Origin of the sequence: Actinomadura fibrosa (genome assembly GCF_900659615.1) — a bacterium.
Taxonomy (GTDB): domain Bacteria; phylum Actinomycetota; class Actinomycetes; order Streptosporangiales; family Streptosporangiaceae; genus Spirillospora; species Spirillospora fibrosa.
In genome coordinates this window covers 69693-83875 of the sequence record NZ_CAACUY010000019.1, presented here as the reverse complement: position 1 = coordinate 83875, position 14183 = coordinate 69693, and the positions used below count along the sequence as shown (strand labels likewise).

The window sequence follows — 14183 nt, the reverse complement described above, 5'->3', positions numbered from 1 at the left end:
AAGGCGTTCGGCCCGGGGTTCGCGACCGCCGCCGGGGCGCTCGGCGGCGCGGTGCTCGGCGGCGTGATCGGGCTGACCGCCGCCGGGCGGCGCGGCGCCGACCGCATGACCGTGGCGGAGGCGGTCCGCGCCCAGCCGCTCACGCTCCTCGGGTTCGGGCTGTGCGGCGCGCTCACCGGGCTCCAGCCGCTGAGGCTCGCGCACGCGGAGCCTCCGGCGCTGGCGGCCGGGGTCGCGGGCGCGTTCGTCCTCGCCGTCGCGCTCGGCGTGGCGTTCCGGATCGCCACGGGCGGCTGGAGCAAGGACGCGGAGCTGGCCCACCCGCGCGAGGCGCTGCACCGCAACCCGGCGATCGGGGTCGCCTTCGGCCTGACCGGCGGCGTCGCCGCGATCCTCGTCTTCGTCATGAACCAGGACGTGCCCACGTCGCTGGCCTGCGCGCTGATCGGCGGGACGGCGTTCGGGCTCGCGTTCGGCGCGACCGCGTGGTCCCGCACGATGATCGGCCTGATCGTGACCGCCGCGCGCGGCCTGCTGCCGCTGCGGCTGTGGACGTTCCTGGACTGGGCGTGCGAGGCGCGGCTGCTGCGGATCAGCGGCGCGACCTACCAGTTCCGGCACCGCGAGCTCCAGGACTACCTCGCCCCGCGCGAGGACCCCGAGCGCTGACGGCCGCGGTCGGCGGCGGTGGAGCCCACGGGCGGCGCGTCACCGATGGCGTTCGCGGACGTCAACGTCACGGACACGGTGGTCGCGAGGGATCAACCTCGCGGGTGCGGCGTTCGTGGCGCGGGTCTTGGTGCTACGGCCGGGGGGCGTTGGGGGTGCAGAGGTCGCGGCCCGGTGGGAGTTGCGTGGGCGGGCACGTCACGCGTGGTGCGGTGCGGTGTCGTGCTTCTGAGGCGGCGGGGAGGGTGCCGAGGTCGGTGACCGTTCCGTCCGGGTTCCAGCGGACGGCGTGGTACCGGCCGCCCGCGTACGCGTTGCCGACGATGGCCCCCGCGTTGTTGATCCCGTACGCCTCGCTGCGGACGGTGCCGGGCAGCGCGGGCAGCTCGGCGACCTGGCCGTTCGGGTCCCAGCGCACCGCCCGGGGCGTCCCGTCCGCCGCCTGCGAGACGCCCGCCGCGACACCGGAGTCGTTGAGGTCCGCCGCCCGGCTCTCGACGTGTCCCGGGAGCGCGCTGAGGAGGGTGGGGGTTCCGGCGGGCGACCAGCGCACCGCCCGCTCGCCGCCGGAGACGGTGGCCTCGCCGACCATGGCGCCGGAGGCGTTGATCTCGTTCACCGTGGCCGCGGTCTGGCCCGGGACGGGGCCGAGTGCGGTGACGGCCCCGCCGGGGGACCAGCGCGCCGCCTGCCACGTGCCGCCGGAGTCCCGCGCCGCCCCGGCCACCGCGCCGGAGTCGTTGATCGCGACGGCGGAGCCGCTGTCGCCGCCCGGCAGGGTCGCGAGGACGTGCGGCTGCCCGCTCGGGTCCCAGCGCACCGCGTCGATGCGGCCGCCCGGGTTCGACCAGCCGACCGCGTTCCCGGCCGCGTCCACGTCGAGCGCGAAGCTGAGCCCGCCGACGTTCGCGGCGTCGAGGTCGGTGACCGCGCCGTTCGCGTCCCACCGCGCCGCGTGCAGCGTGTAGATCGTCTGCGCGGGGTCGGTCTCCGCGACCCCGACCGCCACCGCGGCGTCGTTGACGTTGTAGACGTCGCTCGCGCCACCGGGGACGACGCCGCCCGTCAGGTCGGGGAGCCTGGTGATCCGCCCGTCGGCCTCCCAGCGCACCGGGCCGTCCGCGTAGCCGACGACCACGCCGTCGCCGTTGAGCGCCGCCGCATATGCGTCGTTGGTGGCGGCCTTCGGCGCGGGCGCGTCGGCCCAGGCGGTCATCGTCATGCCGCAGGCCAGCGCGGCGGTTCCCGCGGCGAGCGCGGCGGACCGGAGCGGGCGCCGGCGTGGTCGCCGGCCGCGCGGGCTCCCGGTCGCCTGCCGCCGGCCGGTGGTCGCTCGTCGTTCTGACCGCATGCGTTCTCCTCCAGGGGACGGTGGTGTCGACGGACCGCCGAGCCGCCTTCAGGGGGCCCGGCGGTCCGCTCCCCCGGTGGGCGGACGGTACCCGTGCCTCCAGAGTCTTGGCCGTCCGACGGCCCGCGACCAGGACGGGAACAGGGCATTGACCGGACATGGAGGGCGGCCGTCCCAGCCGCGGAACGGCCGCGGCGCCGAGATCGTCCGCTGGCGGCCAACTCCGGCGCGGCCGGGCGGCGGCGCGCGTACCGTGCAACCGACGCGCCGTCCACGGTGCGGTGCGGGCCGCGAGCCGAAGGAGAACCTCGATGCCGGAGACGCTTTTACGCGGCGGCCGCCCCTGGGGGCATGATGGCCCGGCGGACGTCCTGATCCGCGACGGGCTGATCGCGCGGGTCGGGCCGGACCTCGACACCCCGGGCGCCGAGGTGATCGACGTCGCCGGACGGCTCGTCCTGCCGGGGCTGGTGGAGGCGCACTGCCACCTCGACAAGACGCTGTACGGGGGGCCGTGGGTGCCGCACTCGGCGGGCGATCCGCTCGCCGAGCGCATCGCGAACGACCGGCGGCGGCGCGGCGAGCTGGGCGTTCCGGACGCCGGACGCATCGGCGCGCTGCTGGAGCGCATGGTCGCGGCGGGCACGACGCACGTCCGCACGCACACCGACGTCGATCCCGAGGTGGGGCTGGCGGGCGTCGAGGCGGTGCGCGCGGCGGCGGCCCGGCTGGACGGGATCGTGTCGGTCGAGCAGGTGGCCTTCCCCCAGCACGGGCTGCTCACGAATCCCGGGACGGCGGAGCTGCTCGACGAGGCGCTGAAGGACGGCGTCGGGACGGTCGGCGGGATCGATCCGGCCGGGTTCGACCGCGATCCCGTCCGGCACCTGGACGTGGTGTTCGGGCTCGCGGAGCGGCACGGCGCCGGCGTCGACCTGCACCTGCACGACGGCGGCACGCTCGGCGCCTGGGAGATCGAGCTGATCATCGAGCGCACCCGGGCGGCTGGTCTCGGCGGGCGGGTGGCGATCAGCCACGCCTACGCGCTCGGCCAGATCGGCGAGGCGCAGCGGGACCGGCTGGCCGAGGGGCTGGCCGAGGCCGGGGTGACGCTGGTGACGTGCGCGGTGTACGACTTCCCCGTCCCGCCGGTCAAGCGGTTGCGCGCGGCCGGGGTGAACATCGCCTGCGGCCACGACGGCATCCGGGACCTGTGGGGCCCGTACGGCTCCGGCGACATGCTCGACCGGGCCATGCACCTCGCCTACCGCAGCACGTTCCGCCGCGACGAGGACATCGAGCTGGCGCTCGACGCCGCCACCTACGGCGGCGCGCGGGCGCTCGGCGTGGAGGGGTACGGGCTGGCCGTGGGCGCGACGGCGGACCTGGTGGTCGTCCAGGCCCGCACGCCCGCCGAGGCGGTGGTGACCCGGCCGGTCCGTGACCTGGTGGTCAAGGCCGGCCGGGTCGTCGCCTCCGAGGGCCGGTTGCTTCCCGGTCTACAGGACCGGGGAGCGGCCGTCTAGGAGATGGTGAACTCGCCCTGGTTCAGGACGCGCGGGTGGAAGTACCCGGCCTGGATCTCGGCGTTGGTGTTGTTGCCGCGGAGCTGCTCCGACCAGATCATGAAGTAGGTCCACCGCGTCTGGCTGTCGAGGAGCGCCGCGTTGGGCACCTTGCCCATCTCGGCGATGGCGATGGGCTTGGAGCCGGCGATGCCCTGGATCTGCTGGTAGTCGGCCTGGCTCGGGTAGTTCTTGTACCAGGCGTCGAGGGAGACGACGTCGACGTAGGAGGAGCCGGGGTAGTAGGAGGCCCAGTTCCCCGCCGGGTTGTCCTGGACGTTCCAGACCCAGATCAGGTTGGTCAGCCCCTTGCCGACCAGGTAGTCGTGGGTGATGCGGTAGAGGCGGGCGCTTCCGTTCGCGCCGGGCCGGTTGCCCCACCAGTTCCACGACTCGTTCATCTCGTGGAGCGGGCGGAACAGGACCGGGACGCCGGCGTTCTTGAGCTGGGTGAGGTACGGGACGGCCTCGTCGAGCCGGCGCTTCCACGCCGTGTTGAGCGCGGTCCCGTCGGTGACGATCTGGGTGAACTGGTCGTTGCTGATCGAGGTCTTCACGCCGCCGTCGAACTGGCAGGTGCTGCCGCCGGTCGGCGTGCAGACGTGCCAGGTCAGGGCCACGAGGGAGCCGTGCGACCATTCGATCTTCGCCTGGTCGACGATCCGCTGCCGGTTCGCGACGTCCTCGGGCCGGAACATCAGGTCGCCGCCCCACAGGCCCGGGTACTGGCCGGTGACGTCCTTGACCTGCTGGGTGTACTGGCCGGGGTTGCTGGCGGGTTCCTTGTTGTGCTGGCCGGAGACGATGTTGCGGCCCGTGATGGACGACAGGAAGTTCAGCACGGCCTGCTTGGACGAGGGCGGGAAGGCGTGAGCCGGCGGGACGCTCACGATCCCCACGCTGAGCACGGACAGGAGGGCCACCAGGAACGCTCTGGCCCTCGGCGGGGTGGGATGCATCGGGTGCTCCTCTGGTAGTGACGGTCCCCCGAGGTCTAGGTGGTGCGGGAGGTCTCAACGGGACGGGTCGCCTGCGCGGTGTTGACGCTGAACAGCGCGGCCCGCACCCGCTGCTCGTCGAGGCCGCCGGGGCCGGTTCCGCGGACGGTGACCGTGCGCGTCTCGCCGGGCAGCAGCGTCATGAGGCCCTGGTCGGCCTCCGCGGACGGGTCGAGGCGGTCCGCCTGGAGCAGCAGGTCGCGCACGAACGTCCGCGCGGTGATGGCGACGGCGTGCCCCTCGGGAACAGGGCGCACGTCCAGGTCCAGTTCGGCGGCGGGGTAGGCGAACTCGTGGTCGGCGCCGCCGAGCACGACGTCGCGGAGGCCGTCGGCGTCCGCGACGAGGAACTCCTTGTGCCGGTCGGTGATCTCGGCGGTCTCGGCGGGCAGCGGCAGGGTCGCGACCGTCCGCGGCGGCACCGCGAACGGCAGGGCGTCCTCGGCGAGGACGGTCCCGTCGGCGCGCATCCGCCGGACGCGGGCGCGGCCCTCCCACGGCTCGTCCGACTGGTTGTCGACGGCAAGGACGCGGGCACTGCCGCGGGCACCGCCGCGGGTCTGGAGGGTCAGCAGCCGGTCCGCGTACAGGCGGCGCAGCTCGTGGTAGAGCGGCTTGGGGCGGCCCGCGCCGTCGATGGCGGCCCAGGAGGTGACCGGCCAGCAGTCGTTGAGCTGCCAGACGACCGTGCCCGCGCACACCGGCCAGTGGGAGCGCCAGTGCGCGACGCCGGTCGCGATCGCGCGGGCCTGGTTGAGCTGGGTGAGGTAGTGCCAGTCGTCGAACGTCGCGGGCGGCGCGAAGTGGTGGGCGAGGCCGCGGTCGAGCTTGCCCTGCCCGTCCTCGGCCTTCTGGTGGTGCAGCATGCCGGGCGACGCGGGCTCCAGCTCCTCGCCGGGCAGCGCCTCGCGCAGCGTCGCGTACGCGGGCGGCGCCTGCCAGCCGAACTCGGCGGCGAAGCGCGGGACGTCGTCGAGGTAGCCGGCGTGGTCGCGGCGGTTCCAGACCTCCCAGAAGTGGGACGTCCCGTGCGCGGGGTCGTTGGGGTGGCGGTCCCAGGATCCCGACCAGGGGCTTCCCGGGTAGTAGGGCCGGGTCGGGTCGAGTTCGGCGACGACGCGCGGCAGCAGGCCGAGGTAGTAGCCCTCGCCCCAGCTGTCGCCCGCCAGCCGCTCCTCCCACTCCCAGTCGCGGAACCCCCACAGGTTCTCGTTGTTGCCGTTCCACAGGACGAGGCTCGGGTGCGGCATCAGCCGGACGACGTTCTCGCGCGCCTCGGCCTCCACCTCCGAGCGCAGCGGCTGCTCCTCGGGGTAGGCGGCGCAGGCGAACAGGAAGTCCTGCCAGACGAGGAGGCCCAGCTCGTCGCAGGCGTCGTAGAAGGCGCGGTCCTCGTAGATGCCGCCGCCCCAGACGCGGACGAGGTTGACGCCCGCGGCGGCTGCCTGGGTGAGGCGGCGCCGGTAGCGGTCGGGCGTGACGCGGGCGGGCAGCGCGTCGTCGGGGATCCAGTTGACGCCGCGCGCGAACACCGGTGTCCCGTTGACCTCGATGGTGAACGCGGTGCCGTGCGCGTCCTCCGTCTGGTCGAGGCGCACGGTGCGGAACCCGAGGCGGCGCTCCCAGGTGTCCAGGACGGCGCCGGTCTCCGCGTCGGTGAGCACGGTCTCGCAGGTGTGGAGCGGCTGGTCGCCGTAGCCGCGCGGCCACCACAGGTCCGGGTCGGGGACGTCCACGGTCACGGCGGCCGAGGTGGCGCCCGCGGGGATCGCCACGTCCGCCGAGCGCCCGGCGATTTCGACGGCCGCGCGGAGGGCGCGGCCCTCGCCGGGGACGGTCCGCTCCAGGTCGAGGCGGATCTCCACCCGTCCCGTGCCGTCCGCGACCGTCACCAGCGGGCGGACCGACGCCAGCCGCGCGGTGCTCCACGACTCCAGCCGGACCGGGCGCCAGATCCCGGCCGTCACCAGGGTCGGGCCCCAGTCCCAGCCGAAGCTGGACGCCATCTTCCGGATGTAGTTGAACGGCTCGGGGTAGGCGTTCGGCCGCGGGCCGAGCAGGTCGCGCAGCGCCTCCGCCTCCGTGTAGGCGGAGGTGAACGCGACCGACAGCGCCGCGCCCTCCCGCGCCCGGCCGGTGACGTCGAACCGGTACGAGCGGTGCATGTTCCGGGTCGTCCCGACGGCGGCGCCGTCGAGCGCCACGGCCGCGACGGTGTCGAGCCCCTCGAACACCAGGTCGGTGCGCTCGAACCCGTCCGGGACGCGCGGCAGGACGGTGTCGTACCGCCAGTCCGCCCGCCCGACCCAGGCCGCGTCCAGCTCGTTGCGTCCCAGGTAGGGGTCCTCGATCACGCCGGCGGCCAGCAGGTCGCCGTGCGCGCACCCGGGGACCCGCGCCGGGACGCCGTCGCGGCGCAGGCCGTCCAGCCCCCCGGGACCCTCGCCGCCGGACAGGCGGAGGGTCCACCCCGAGGTGAGGGGCGTGCTGTGCTTGCTCAACCGTGCACTCCTTGCTCGATAACGGCTTGCTCGATGACGGCTCACCGGGACGACCCGGAGGTCAGCCCGCTGTAGATGAAGCGCTGCAACGCGAGGAAGACGACCAGGCTCGGCAGGATCACCAGCGCCGCGCCGGCCGACACGACCTCCCAGTGCGCGCCGAACGGCCCCTTGAAGCGGAACAGCGACGTCGAGATCGTGCCGAGCTCCTCCGAGGGCATGTAGAGGAACGGGATGTAGAAGTCGTTGTAGATCGCGACGCCCTTCACGATCACGACGGTGGCGATCGCCGGCCTCAGCAGCGGCAGGATCACCTTCCAGTAGATGGTGAGCGAGTTCGCGCCGTCGATCCGCGCGGCCTCGTCCAGCGAGGTCGGGATCGACCGGATGAACTGGAGGAAGATGTAGATGGACACGATGTCGGTGCCCATGTAGAGCAGGACCGGGGCCCAGCGGGTGTTCATGACGCCCAGCTCGTTGACGACCTGGTACGTCGCGACCTGCGTGGTGACGCTCGGCACGAGCGCGGCGACGAGGAACAGCGCCAGCACGAGCCGCCGCCCGCGGAACCGGAACCGGTCGACGGCGTAGGCGGTCATCGAGCCGATGAACACCGTCGCCAGCAGCGAGAACACCAGGATGAACGAGGTGTTCCACAGCGCCCGCAGCATCTTGCCCTCGGTGAAGGCGACCTTGTAGTTGTGGAGGTTGAACCAGTTGCCGGGGGCCGACAGCGGGTTCTCGTTCGCGGCCATCTCCTGCCCGGTGCGCAGCGACGTCAGCACGACCGCCAGCAGCGGGACGATCACGACCGCGCTGGCGAGCACCAGCGACAGGTACTGGAGGAACCCGGCGAGCGCGCGCCGCAGCGGAAGGGCCCGGGGCACCGCGCTCATGACAGTTCCACCCTCTCGTCGGGGACGAGCAGCCGCTGGAGCCAGGTGGCGAGCAGGACGATCGCGAGCAGCACGACCGCGGCCGCCGAGGCGAGCCCGACCTTGTTGAAGTTGAACGCGAGCTTGATCGTCTGGATCACGAACGTCTCGGTGTTGTTCGAGCCGCCGGTCATGATGAACGGGATCTCGAAGACCGACAGCGCGCCGGAGACCGCGAGGATCACGCTCAGGCTGATGATCGGCTTGATGCCGGGGACGATGATGTGCCGGAACTGCCCCCACCGCCCGGCGCCGTCCAGCGCGGCGGCCTCGTACAGCTCCGGCGGGATCGACTGGATCGCGCCGATGAACAGCACCATGTTCAGGCCCATGAACCGCCACACCGACACGCTCGCCAGCGAGGTGTTGACGAGGTCGGGGTCGCCGAGCCACAGCCGCGGCCCGATCCCGAAGATCCCGAGGACGGAGTCGAGCGTCCCGCCGGGCTGGAAGAAGTAGAGGAACACGAACCCGATCGCGACCCCGTTGATCAGGTACGGGAAGAACAGGATGCCCTTGAACAGGTTCCGCAGCCGCACGTTGAAGCTCAGCAGCGTCGCGAAGTACAGCGCCGCGACGATCTGCACCATGGCCCCGACCAGGTAGAACAGGCTGACCGCGAACACCTGGAAGAGCTGCGGGCGGGTGAACAGGTCGACGTAGTTGTCGAGCCCCACGTAGGTGCGCTGCGGGCTGAGGCCGTCCCAGTCGGTGAAGCTGTAGGCGACCATGTCCACCACCGGGATGTAGGTGAACACGACGAGCAGCGCCAGGGGGATCGCGAGGTAGGGCCACGGCGCGTACCACCGCTGCCCGTGCACGGCACCCGACCCCGGGCGCCCGCGCTGCACCCGCCCGCGCTGCACCCGCCCGCGCTGTACGCGCCCGCGCTTCACGCGCCGGGACGACGCCCGCCGGGGCGGCCGGTCCGCCCCGTTCCGGCGGGGCGGCGCCGGTGGGGGCTTCTCGTGGCGGGCTCCGCCGCCCGCCGTTCGGGATGCGGCCATGGGTCCCTCCTCCTCGCAAACATGGGCTCCTCGGGAGCATGGGCTCCGCGGGGACGTGGGCTCCTCGGGGACATGGGTCGCCGTGCGCGGGGCGGGCGCCGTGGCCCGCCCCGCTCGGGAGGCGGGTCAGCCGCCGATCGTCCCCTGGGCGTCGGCCCACTTCTTGTTGAGGTCGGCGAAGACGCTCCGCAGGTCGCCCTTGGCGGCGCCGCGCGCCACGTCGACGATGCGCTGCGGGTAGTCGGGATTGTTCAGGCCGACCTCGGACGCCTTGTCGATGTCGAGGACCTGCTGGTTCTTGGCGTAGCTCAGGTGGATGAACTTCACCCCGGCCTGCTGGAACGGCTGGAGGGTCGAGGGCAGCGGCGAGCCCTTCACCGCCGAGATCGACAGCGACTGCTGGGCGTCCCCGGACTTGTTGATGAACCAGTCGATCCAGGCGCGGGCGGCGGGCTTGTTCTTGCTGTTGGCGTTGATCCCGTACAGGTAGTCGGGCCGGACCACGGCGCAGAACGCCCCGTTCGGCCGCGCCGGGAACGGCATGAAGCCGATGTCGTCGGGGTTGGCTCCGGCCTTCTTCGCCGCCTCGCGCATCTGGACGACCGCCCAGGTGCCGAGCCACATCGTCGCGATCTTGCCGGTGCCGATGAGGCTCTTGGAGTTCTCCCAGTTGGTGGTGTTGGGGTCGTCCTCCGACAGCTTGTTGCGGACGATGTCGTACAGCAGGGTGTCGACGACGTTCAGGTCCTGGCCCGGCCCCCACGGCTCCTTGGTCGTGGTGAGCTTGTCGTTGGCGGCGGGGTCGCAGCTCGGCGAGCCGAGGCCGTTGCCCCAGTTCGTCATCGGCCAGGCGTCCTTGTAGTTGGTGTAGTACGGCGTCGCGCCGGTCTTCGCCTTGATCGCCTTGAGCGCCTCGACGAACGCGGCGGGCGTCGTGGGCCAGTCGGTGATCCCCGCCTGCTTCCAGACGGCCTTGTTGTAGACGAAGCCGTTGGCGACGCCGATGTTCGCGAGGCCGTACACCTTCGAGCCGACCGTCCCGCGCTCGGTGAAGTCGTACTTCGCGCCCAGCTCGGACGCCGTCCCGAGCGGGGCGAAGAACGTCGGGTACTGGCTGGTCGGCACCGCGTTCGGGATGGGCAGGACGTCGCCGTAGTCCTTGCTGTTCATCCGGATCTTGACGTCGCCCTCGTAGTCGGTGAGGCCCTGGAACCGCACCTTGACCTTGGGGTAGACCTTCGCGAACTCCGCCGCGTACCGCGCGGTGGTGCCGTCCTGCACCTGGTCGGTGCGGTTCGTCAGGACGGTGATCGAGCCGGTGACCTTCGCCGGGTCGGCCGGGACCGGCACGGCGCCGGAGTCTCCCGCGCCGCCGGCACCGCCGCCGCAGGCCGCGAGGCCGACCGCCAGCGCGGCCGCCCCGGCTCCCACGCGTGTTCTTCGCACGTCGCACCACTTCCTCGTCTGTGCTCGCAGTGCCGCACCGCATCCGGCGGCGCGACGGACGTCCGCTCCAGGGCCCTGGCGCCTGATGGCTGCTTAACCTAGACGCAACATTCGGCCGTGTCCATAGAACGGTCTAGTGTTATTTAGGCGTGATGAACGGACGTGTTACCGCGTTCGAGTAGCGCGATCACTAAAACGTTTAGTTGCGCGGACGCGTCGGCCCGGGGCGCGCGCCGTGCGGCGTCGCGCTCCCGGGCCGGGGCTCGGTCGGGGTCAGGTACGCGGAGGGGCGGTCGAGGAGCGCGGCACCAGGCTCGGCGACCGCACCGCGTGCGACGGGGCGTCCGCGCCGTCCATCACGTCGAACAGCGTCCTGGTCACGTCCGCGCCGAAGGAGTGGACGTCGTGCTGCATCGCCGACAGCGCCGGGCGGGTGAGCTGGCAGAGCTGCGAGTCGTCCCAGGCGATGAGCGACAGGTCGTGCGGCACCGACAGGCCGAACTCGTCGGCGACGCCGAGCGCGGCGACGGCCATGATGTCGTTGTCGAAGATGATCGCCGTGGGCCGCTGCGGCGCCAGCAGCAGGCTCCGGCAGGCGCGGGCGCCGCCGTCCGGCGAGTAGTCGGCCACCGCCGTCCGGCCCTCGACGCCGAGCTCGGCGGTCACCTCGTCGAAGGCCCGCGTGCGGATCACCGAGTGGCCGAGCTCGGCGGGGCCGCTGACCCGGCCGACGCGCCGGTGCCCGAGCGCCGCGAGGTAGCGCACCGCCTCGCCGATCGCCGCGGCGTCGTCGGTCCACACCGCGGCGAACGGCCCGGCCAGCGAGGGGTCGCCGACCACCACGGCCGGCAGCCCGATCTTCGCGAGGGCCGGGACGCGGGGGTCGTCGACCTTGAGGTCGACGAGGATGCTGCCGTTGACCCGGCCGCCCTGCCACCACTCCCGGTGGACGTCGATCTCCTCGTCCGCCTCGATGACGCGGAGCAGCAGCGAGCAGGAGCGCCTGCTCAGCACGCTCTCGATGCCCGAGATGAACTCCATGTAGAACGGTTCGAGGCCGAGCAGCCGGGCGGGCCGGGCGATCGCCAGCCCGACCGTGTGGACGCCGCGCCCGGACAGCGACGCCGCGGCCAGGTTCGGGCGCCAGCCGAGCTCCTCCGCCGCCCTGAGGATGCGCTCCTTGGTCGTCGCGGAGACGCCGGGCCGGTCGTGGAGCGCGATCGACACCGCCGACGGCGAGACGCCCGCCCGCGCCGCGACGTCCTTGATCGTCGCCTTGCGCGCCCCGCTCCCCGAGCCGCCCCCCGATCCGCGCGCCGACCTGCCCGCCGATTCCACCTGCGTCACCGCGATGCCCGCCTCCCTGCCGCTTCCGCGCCTGCCGCCGCCTGCCCGGTCCCGCACCCGGACGGGACGGCCCGGCCCGGCGCCGCCCGGCCGCCAATCTACCGCCTCACGCGGTGCAACGTGTGAGTGACACATCGGCCATGTGTCTCACCGACACCAGGCCACGTCCCGCCCGGAGGCGTACTAAAACGCTCTATGGACAGAGCGCCGCGGCGTCTCTAGGGTGAGGGTGTCCGGCGACCCACCCCGAGGAGCGACGTGGAGCCCCAGCCCGACGAACTCCGCATGCCCGCCGGGACGTCCCGGCTTCCCGCCGGCTTCCGGTGGGGGGTCGGCACGTCCGCGTACCAGATCGAGGGCGCCGCCGCGGAGGACGGCCGGACGGCGTCCATCTGGGACACGTTCTGCCGGACGCCCGGCAACGTGACCGGCGGCGACACCGGCGAGGTCGCCTGCGACCACTACCACCGGATGCCCGAGGACGTGGCGCTCGTCGCCGGGCTCGGGGTCGGCGCCTACCGCTTCTCGGTGTCGTGGCCCCGCGTCCAGCCGTCCGGCCGCGGACCGGTCAACGCCCGCGGCCTCGACTTCTACGACCGCCTCGTGGACGCGCTGCTCGCCGCCGGCGTCGATCCGTGGATCACCCTCTACCACTGGGACCTGCCCCAGGAACTGGAGGACGCGGGCGGCTGGCCCGAGCGCGACACCGCCTTCCGCTTCGCCGACTACGCCATGCTGGTGTTCGACCGCCTCGGCGACCGGGTGACCTCCTGGACCACTCTGAACGAGCCCTGGTGCGTCGCGATGTACGGCTATGCGGACGGCATCCACGCGCCCGGCCGCCGCGACCGCCGGGCGGCGATGCGGGCCGTCCACCACCTGCTGCTCGGCCACGGCGAGGCGCTGCGGCGGATGCGCGAGACCGGACGTGACGGCCGCGCGTTCGGCATCACGCTGAACCTCACGCCCACCGTCCCGGACTCCCCCGGCGCCTGCGCCGCCGCCGACAGCGCCGACGCGTTCGGCCTCCGCATGTTCCTCGACCCGCTGCTGCGCGGCCGGTACCCCGCCGACGTCCGCGCCGCCCTGGCCGCCGAGGGCATCGACCTGCCCGTCTTGTCCGGCGACCTCGACCTGATCGCCGCGCCGCTCGACGTCCTCGGCGTGAACTACTACTTCACCGAGACGATCGACGCGGACGGGACGCCCGTGCGCCGTGGCGAGACCACCGGCCTGGGTTGGCCCATCACGCCGCAGGGCCTCACGGACCTCCTCGTCCGGCTGCACAAGGAATACCCGGCGGTACCGATCGTGATCACCGAGAACGGCGCCGCCTTCCCCGACACCGGCGTCCGGGACGGGCGCGTCGCCGACCACGACCGGATCGGCTTCCTCCGCAGGCACATCGAGGCCGTCGCGGACGCGCACGCCCAGGGCGCGGACGTGCGCGGCTACTTCGTGTGGACGCTCCTCGACAACTTCGAGTGGGCCCACGGCTACGGCCCCGCGTTCGGCCTGGTCTCGGTCGACCGCGCGACCGGCCGCCGCACCCCCAAGCTCAGCGCCGACTGGTATCGCGACTTCCTGAACTTCCAACGGAACTCCACGAAATCGACCTGAACGCCATACCTCGGGGTTTCCCGGGCCGCCGTTCCGTGCGCCGCGCTCGGACGCGGTCTTCGCGCCGGTTCAGTCAGCGCAGGCCGGCGGCGTCCAGGAGGGCGGCGGCCGTCGTGACGGCCAGGCCGTCGAGGCCCTGGGCCTGGACGACCGCTCTGACGCTGGATCCGTCGAACACCACGAGGAGCTGCCGCGCCAACTGCGCGGGATCCGCAGCACCGGCCTGCTCGGCCTCGCGCTCGAAGAACCCGGCCAGCGCGTCCTTGGCGCGGCGGGCGACGAGGCTGGCCGGATGCTCGGGCGACTTGACCTCGACGGCGGCCGCCACGAAGGGGCAGCCCCGGAAGTCCCGCTCGGCCGCCATCGCCTCCAGGCGCTCGAACACGTGCAGGATCCGGGCGCGCGGCGGCCTGCCGTCGCCGTCCGGAGGCAGCAGGGACGCCCGGTAGGAGGGCGCCCTCCGCTCCAGGCTCGCCGCCACCACCTCGTCCTTGCTGCCGAACAGCTGGTACATCGACCGCTTCGACACCCCCGCCGAGCGGCACAGCGCCTCGACGCCGACGCTCACCCCCTCCCGGTAGAAGAGGTCGGCCGCGGCGTCGAGCAGGCGGTCGCGCGTGGAGGCGGACGGCGCCGCCGAGGAGGCAGTCGGACTCGTCATGGGGCCAGCCTACGTCCCCGTTTGCGCGATGGAAACCGATCGGTTTACAGTCGAGGGGAAACCGATCGGTTTCCAGAGAGGGA

General features: G+C 73.0%; 11 protein-coding genes. 3 read left to right on the top strand and 8 right to left on the bottom strand.

Going from position 1 to position 14183, the window contains the following annotated elements:
• Positions 1 to 669 (top strand): hypothetical protein (locus E1300_RS49940; RefSeq protein WP_207399619.1); only part of this gene is annotated, 669 nt, incomplete at its 5' end.
• 133 nt (positions 670 to 802) lie between these two features.
• Here E1300_RS49940 and E1300_RS10435 read toward each other — a convergent pair.
• Positions 803 to 2020 carry a hypothetical protein gene (locus E1300_RS10435; RefSeq protein ID WP_131756676.1) on the bottom strand — a complete coding sequence of 406 codons (1218 nt, stop codon included), beginning with the start codon at positions 2018 to 2020 and terminating at the stop codon, positions 803 to 805.
• A 311-nt stretch (positions 2021 to 2331) separates the two neighbouring features.
• Here E1300_RS10435 and E1300_RS10430 point away from each other — a divergent pair, with 311 nt between their 5' ends.
• A complete protein-coding gene (locus E1300_RS10430; RefSeq protein ID WP_131756675.1) occupies positions 2332 to 3546 on the top strand; it encodes an amidohydrolase family protein in 1215 nt (404 codons plus the stop codon).
• On the opposite strand, the gene E1300_RS10425 is transcribed toward E1300_RS10430, so the two are convergent.
• From E1300_RS10425 to E1300_RS10400, 6 genes are all read right to left on the bottom strand, one after another.
• Positions 3543 to 4544, bottom strand: a complete 1002-nt coding sequence (locus E1300_RS10425; RefSeq protein ID WP_131756674.1) for a glycosyl hydrolase — start codon at positions 4542 to 4544, stop codon at positions 3543 to 3545. The two genes, E1300_RS10430 and E1300_RS10425, sit on opposite strands and share 4 nt — an antisense overlap.
• Before the next feature lie 35 nt (positions 4545 to 4579).
• Positions 4580 to 7084, bottom strand: coding sequence for a glycoside hydrolase family 2 protein (locus E1300_RS10420; protein ID WP_131756673.1), 2505 nt, complete (start codon positions 7082 to 7084; stop codon positions 4580 to 4582).
• A gap of 41 nt (positions 7085 to 7125) precedes the next feature.
• Positions 7126 to 7980 (bottom strand): carbohydrate ABC transporter permease, encoded by an 855-nt coding sequence (locus E1300_RS10415; RefSeq protein WP_131756672.1) that lies wholly within the window; start codon positions 7978 to 7980, stop codon positions 7126 to 7128.
• Positions 7977 to 9026 carry a carbohydrate ABC transporter permease gene (locus E1300_RS10410; RefSeq protein ID WP_207399618.1) on the bottom strand — a complete coding sequence of 350 codons (1050 nt, stop codon included), beginning with the start codon at positions 9024 to 9026 and terminating at the stop codon, positions 7977 to 7979. The genes E1300_RS10415 and E1300_RS10410 overlap by 4 nt, the downstream gene beginning before the upstream one ends.
• A 126-nt stretch (positions 9027 to 9152) precedes the next feature.
• A complete protein-coding gene (locus tag E1300_RS10405; RefSeq protein ID WP_131756671.1) occupies positions 9153 to 10472 on the bottom strand; it encodes an extracellular solute-binding protein in 1320 nt (439 codons plus the stop codon).
• Positions 10473 to 10745: 273 nt separating this feature from the next.
• Complete coding sequence (locus tag E1300_RS10400) at positions 10746 to 11819, bottom strand: LacI family DNA-binding transcriptional regulator (RefSeq protein WP_242619057.1); 1074 nt, start codon at positions 11817 to 11819, stop codon at positions 10746 to 10748.
• Between the two features lie 258 nt (positions 11820 to 12077).
• Here E1300_RS10400 and E1300_RS10395 point away from each other — a divergent pair, with 258 nt between their 5' ends.
• Complete coding sequence (locus E1300_RS10395; protein WP_306440650.1) at positions 12078 to 13439, top strand: GH1 family beta-glucosidase; 1362 nt, start codon at positions 12078 to 12080, stop codon at positions 13437 to 13439.
• Between the two features lie 73 nt (positions 13440 to 13512).
• On the opposite strand, the gene E1300_RS10390 is transcribed toward E1300_RS10395, so the two are convergent.
• Positions 13513 to 14100 carry a TetR/AcrR family transcriptional regulator gene (locus E1300_RS10390; RefSeq protein ID WP_131756669.1) on the bottom strand — a complete coding sequence of 196 codons (588 nt, stop codon included), beginning with the start codon at positions 14098 to 14100 and terminating at the stop codon, positions 13513 to 13515.
• Positions 14101 to 14183: the final 83 nt, after the last annotated feature.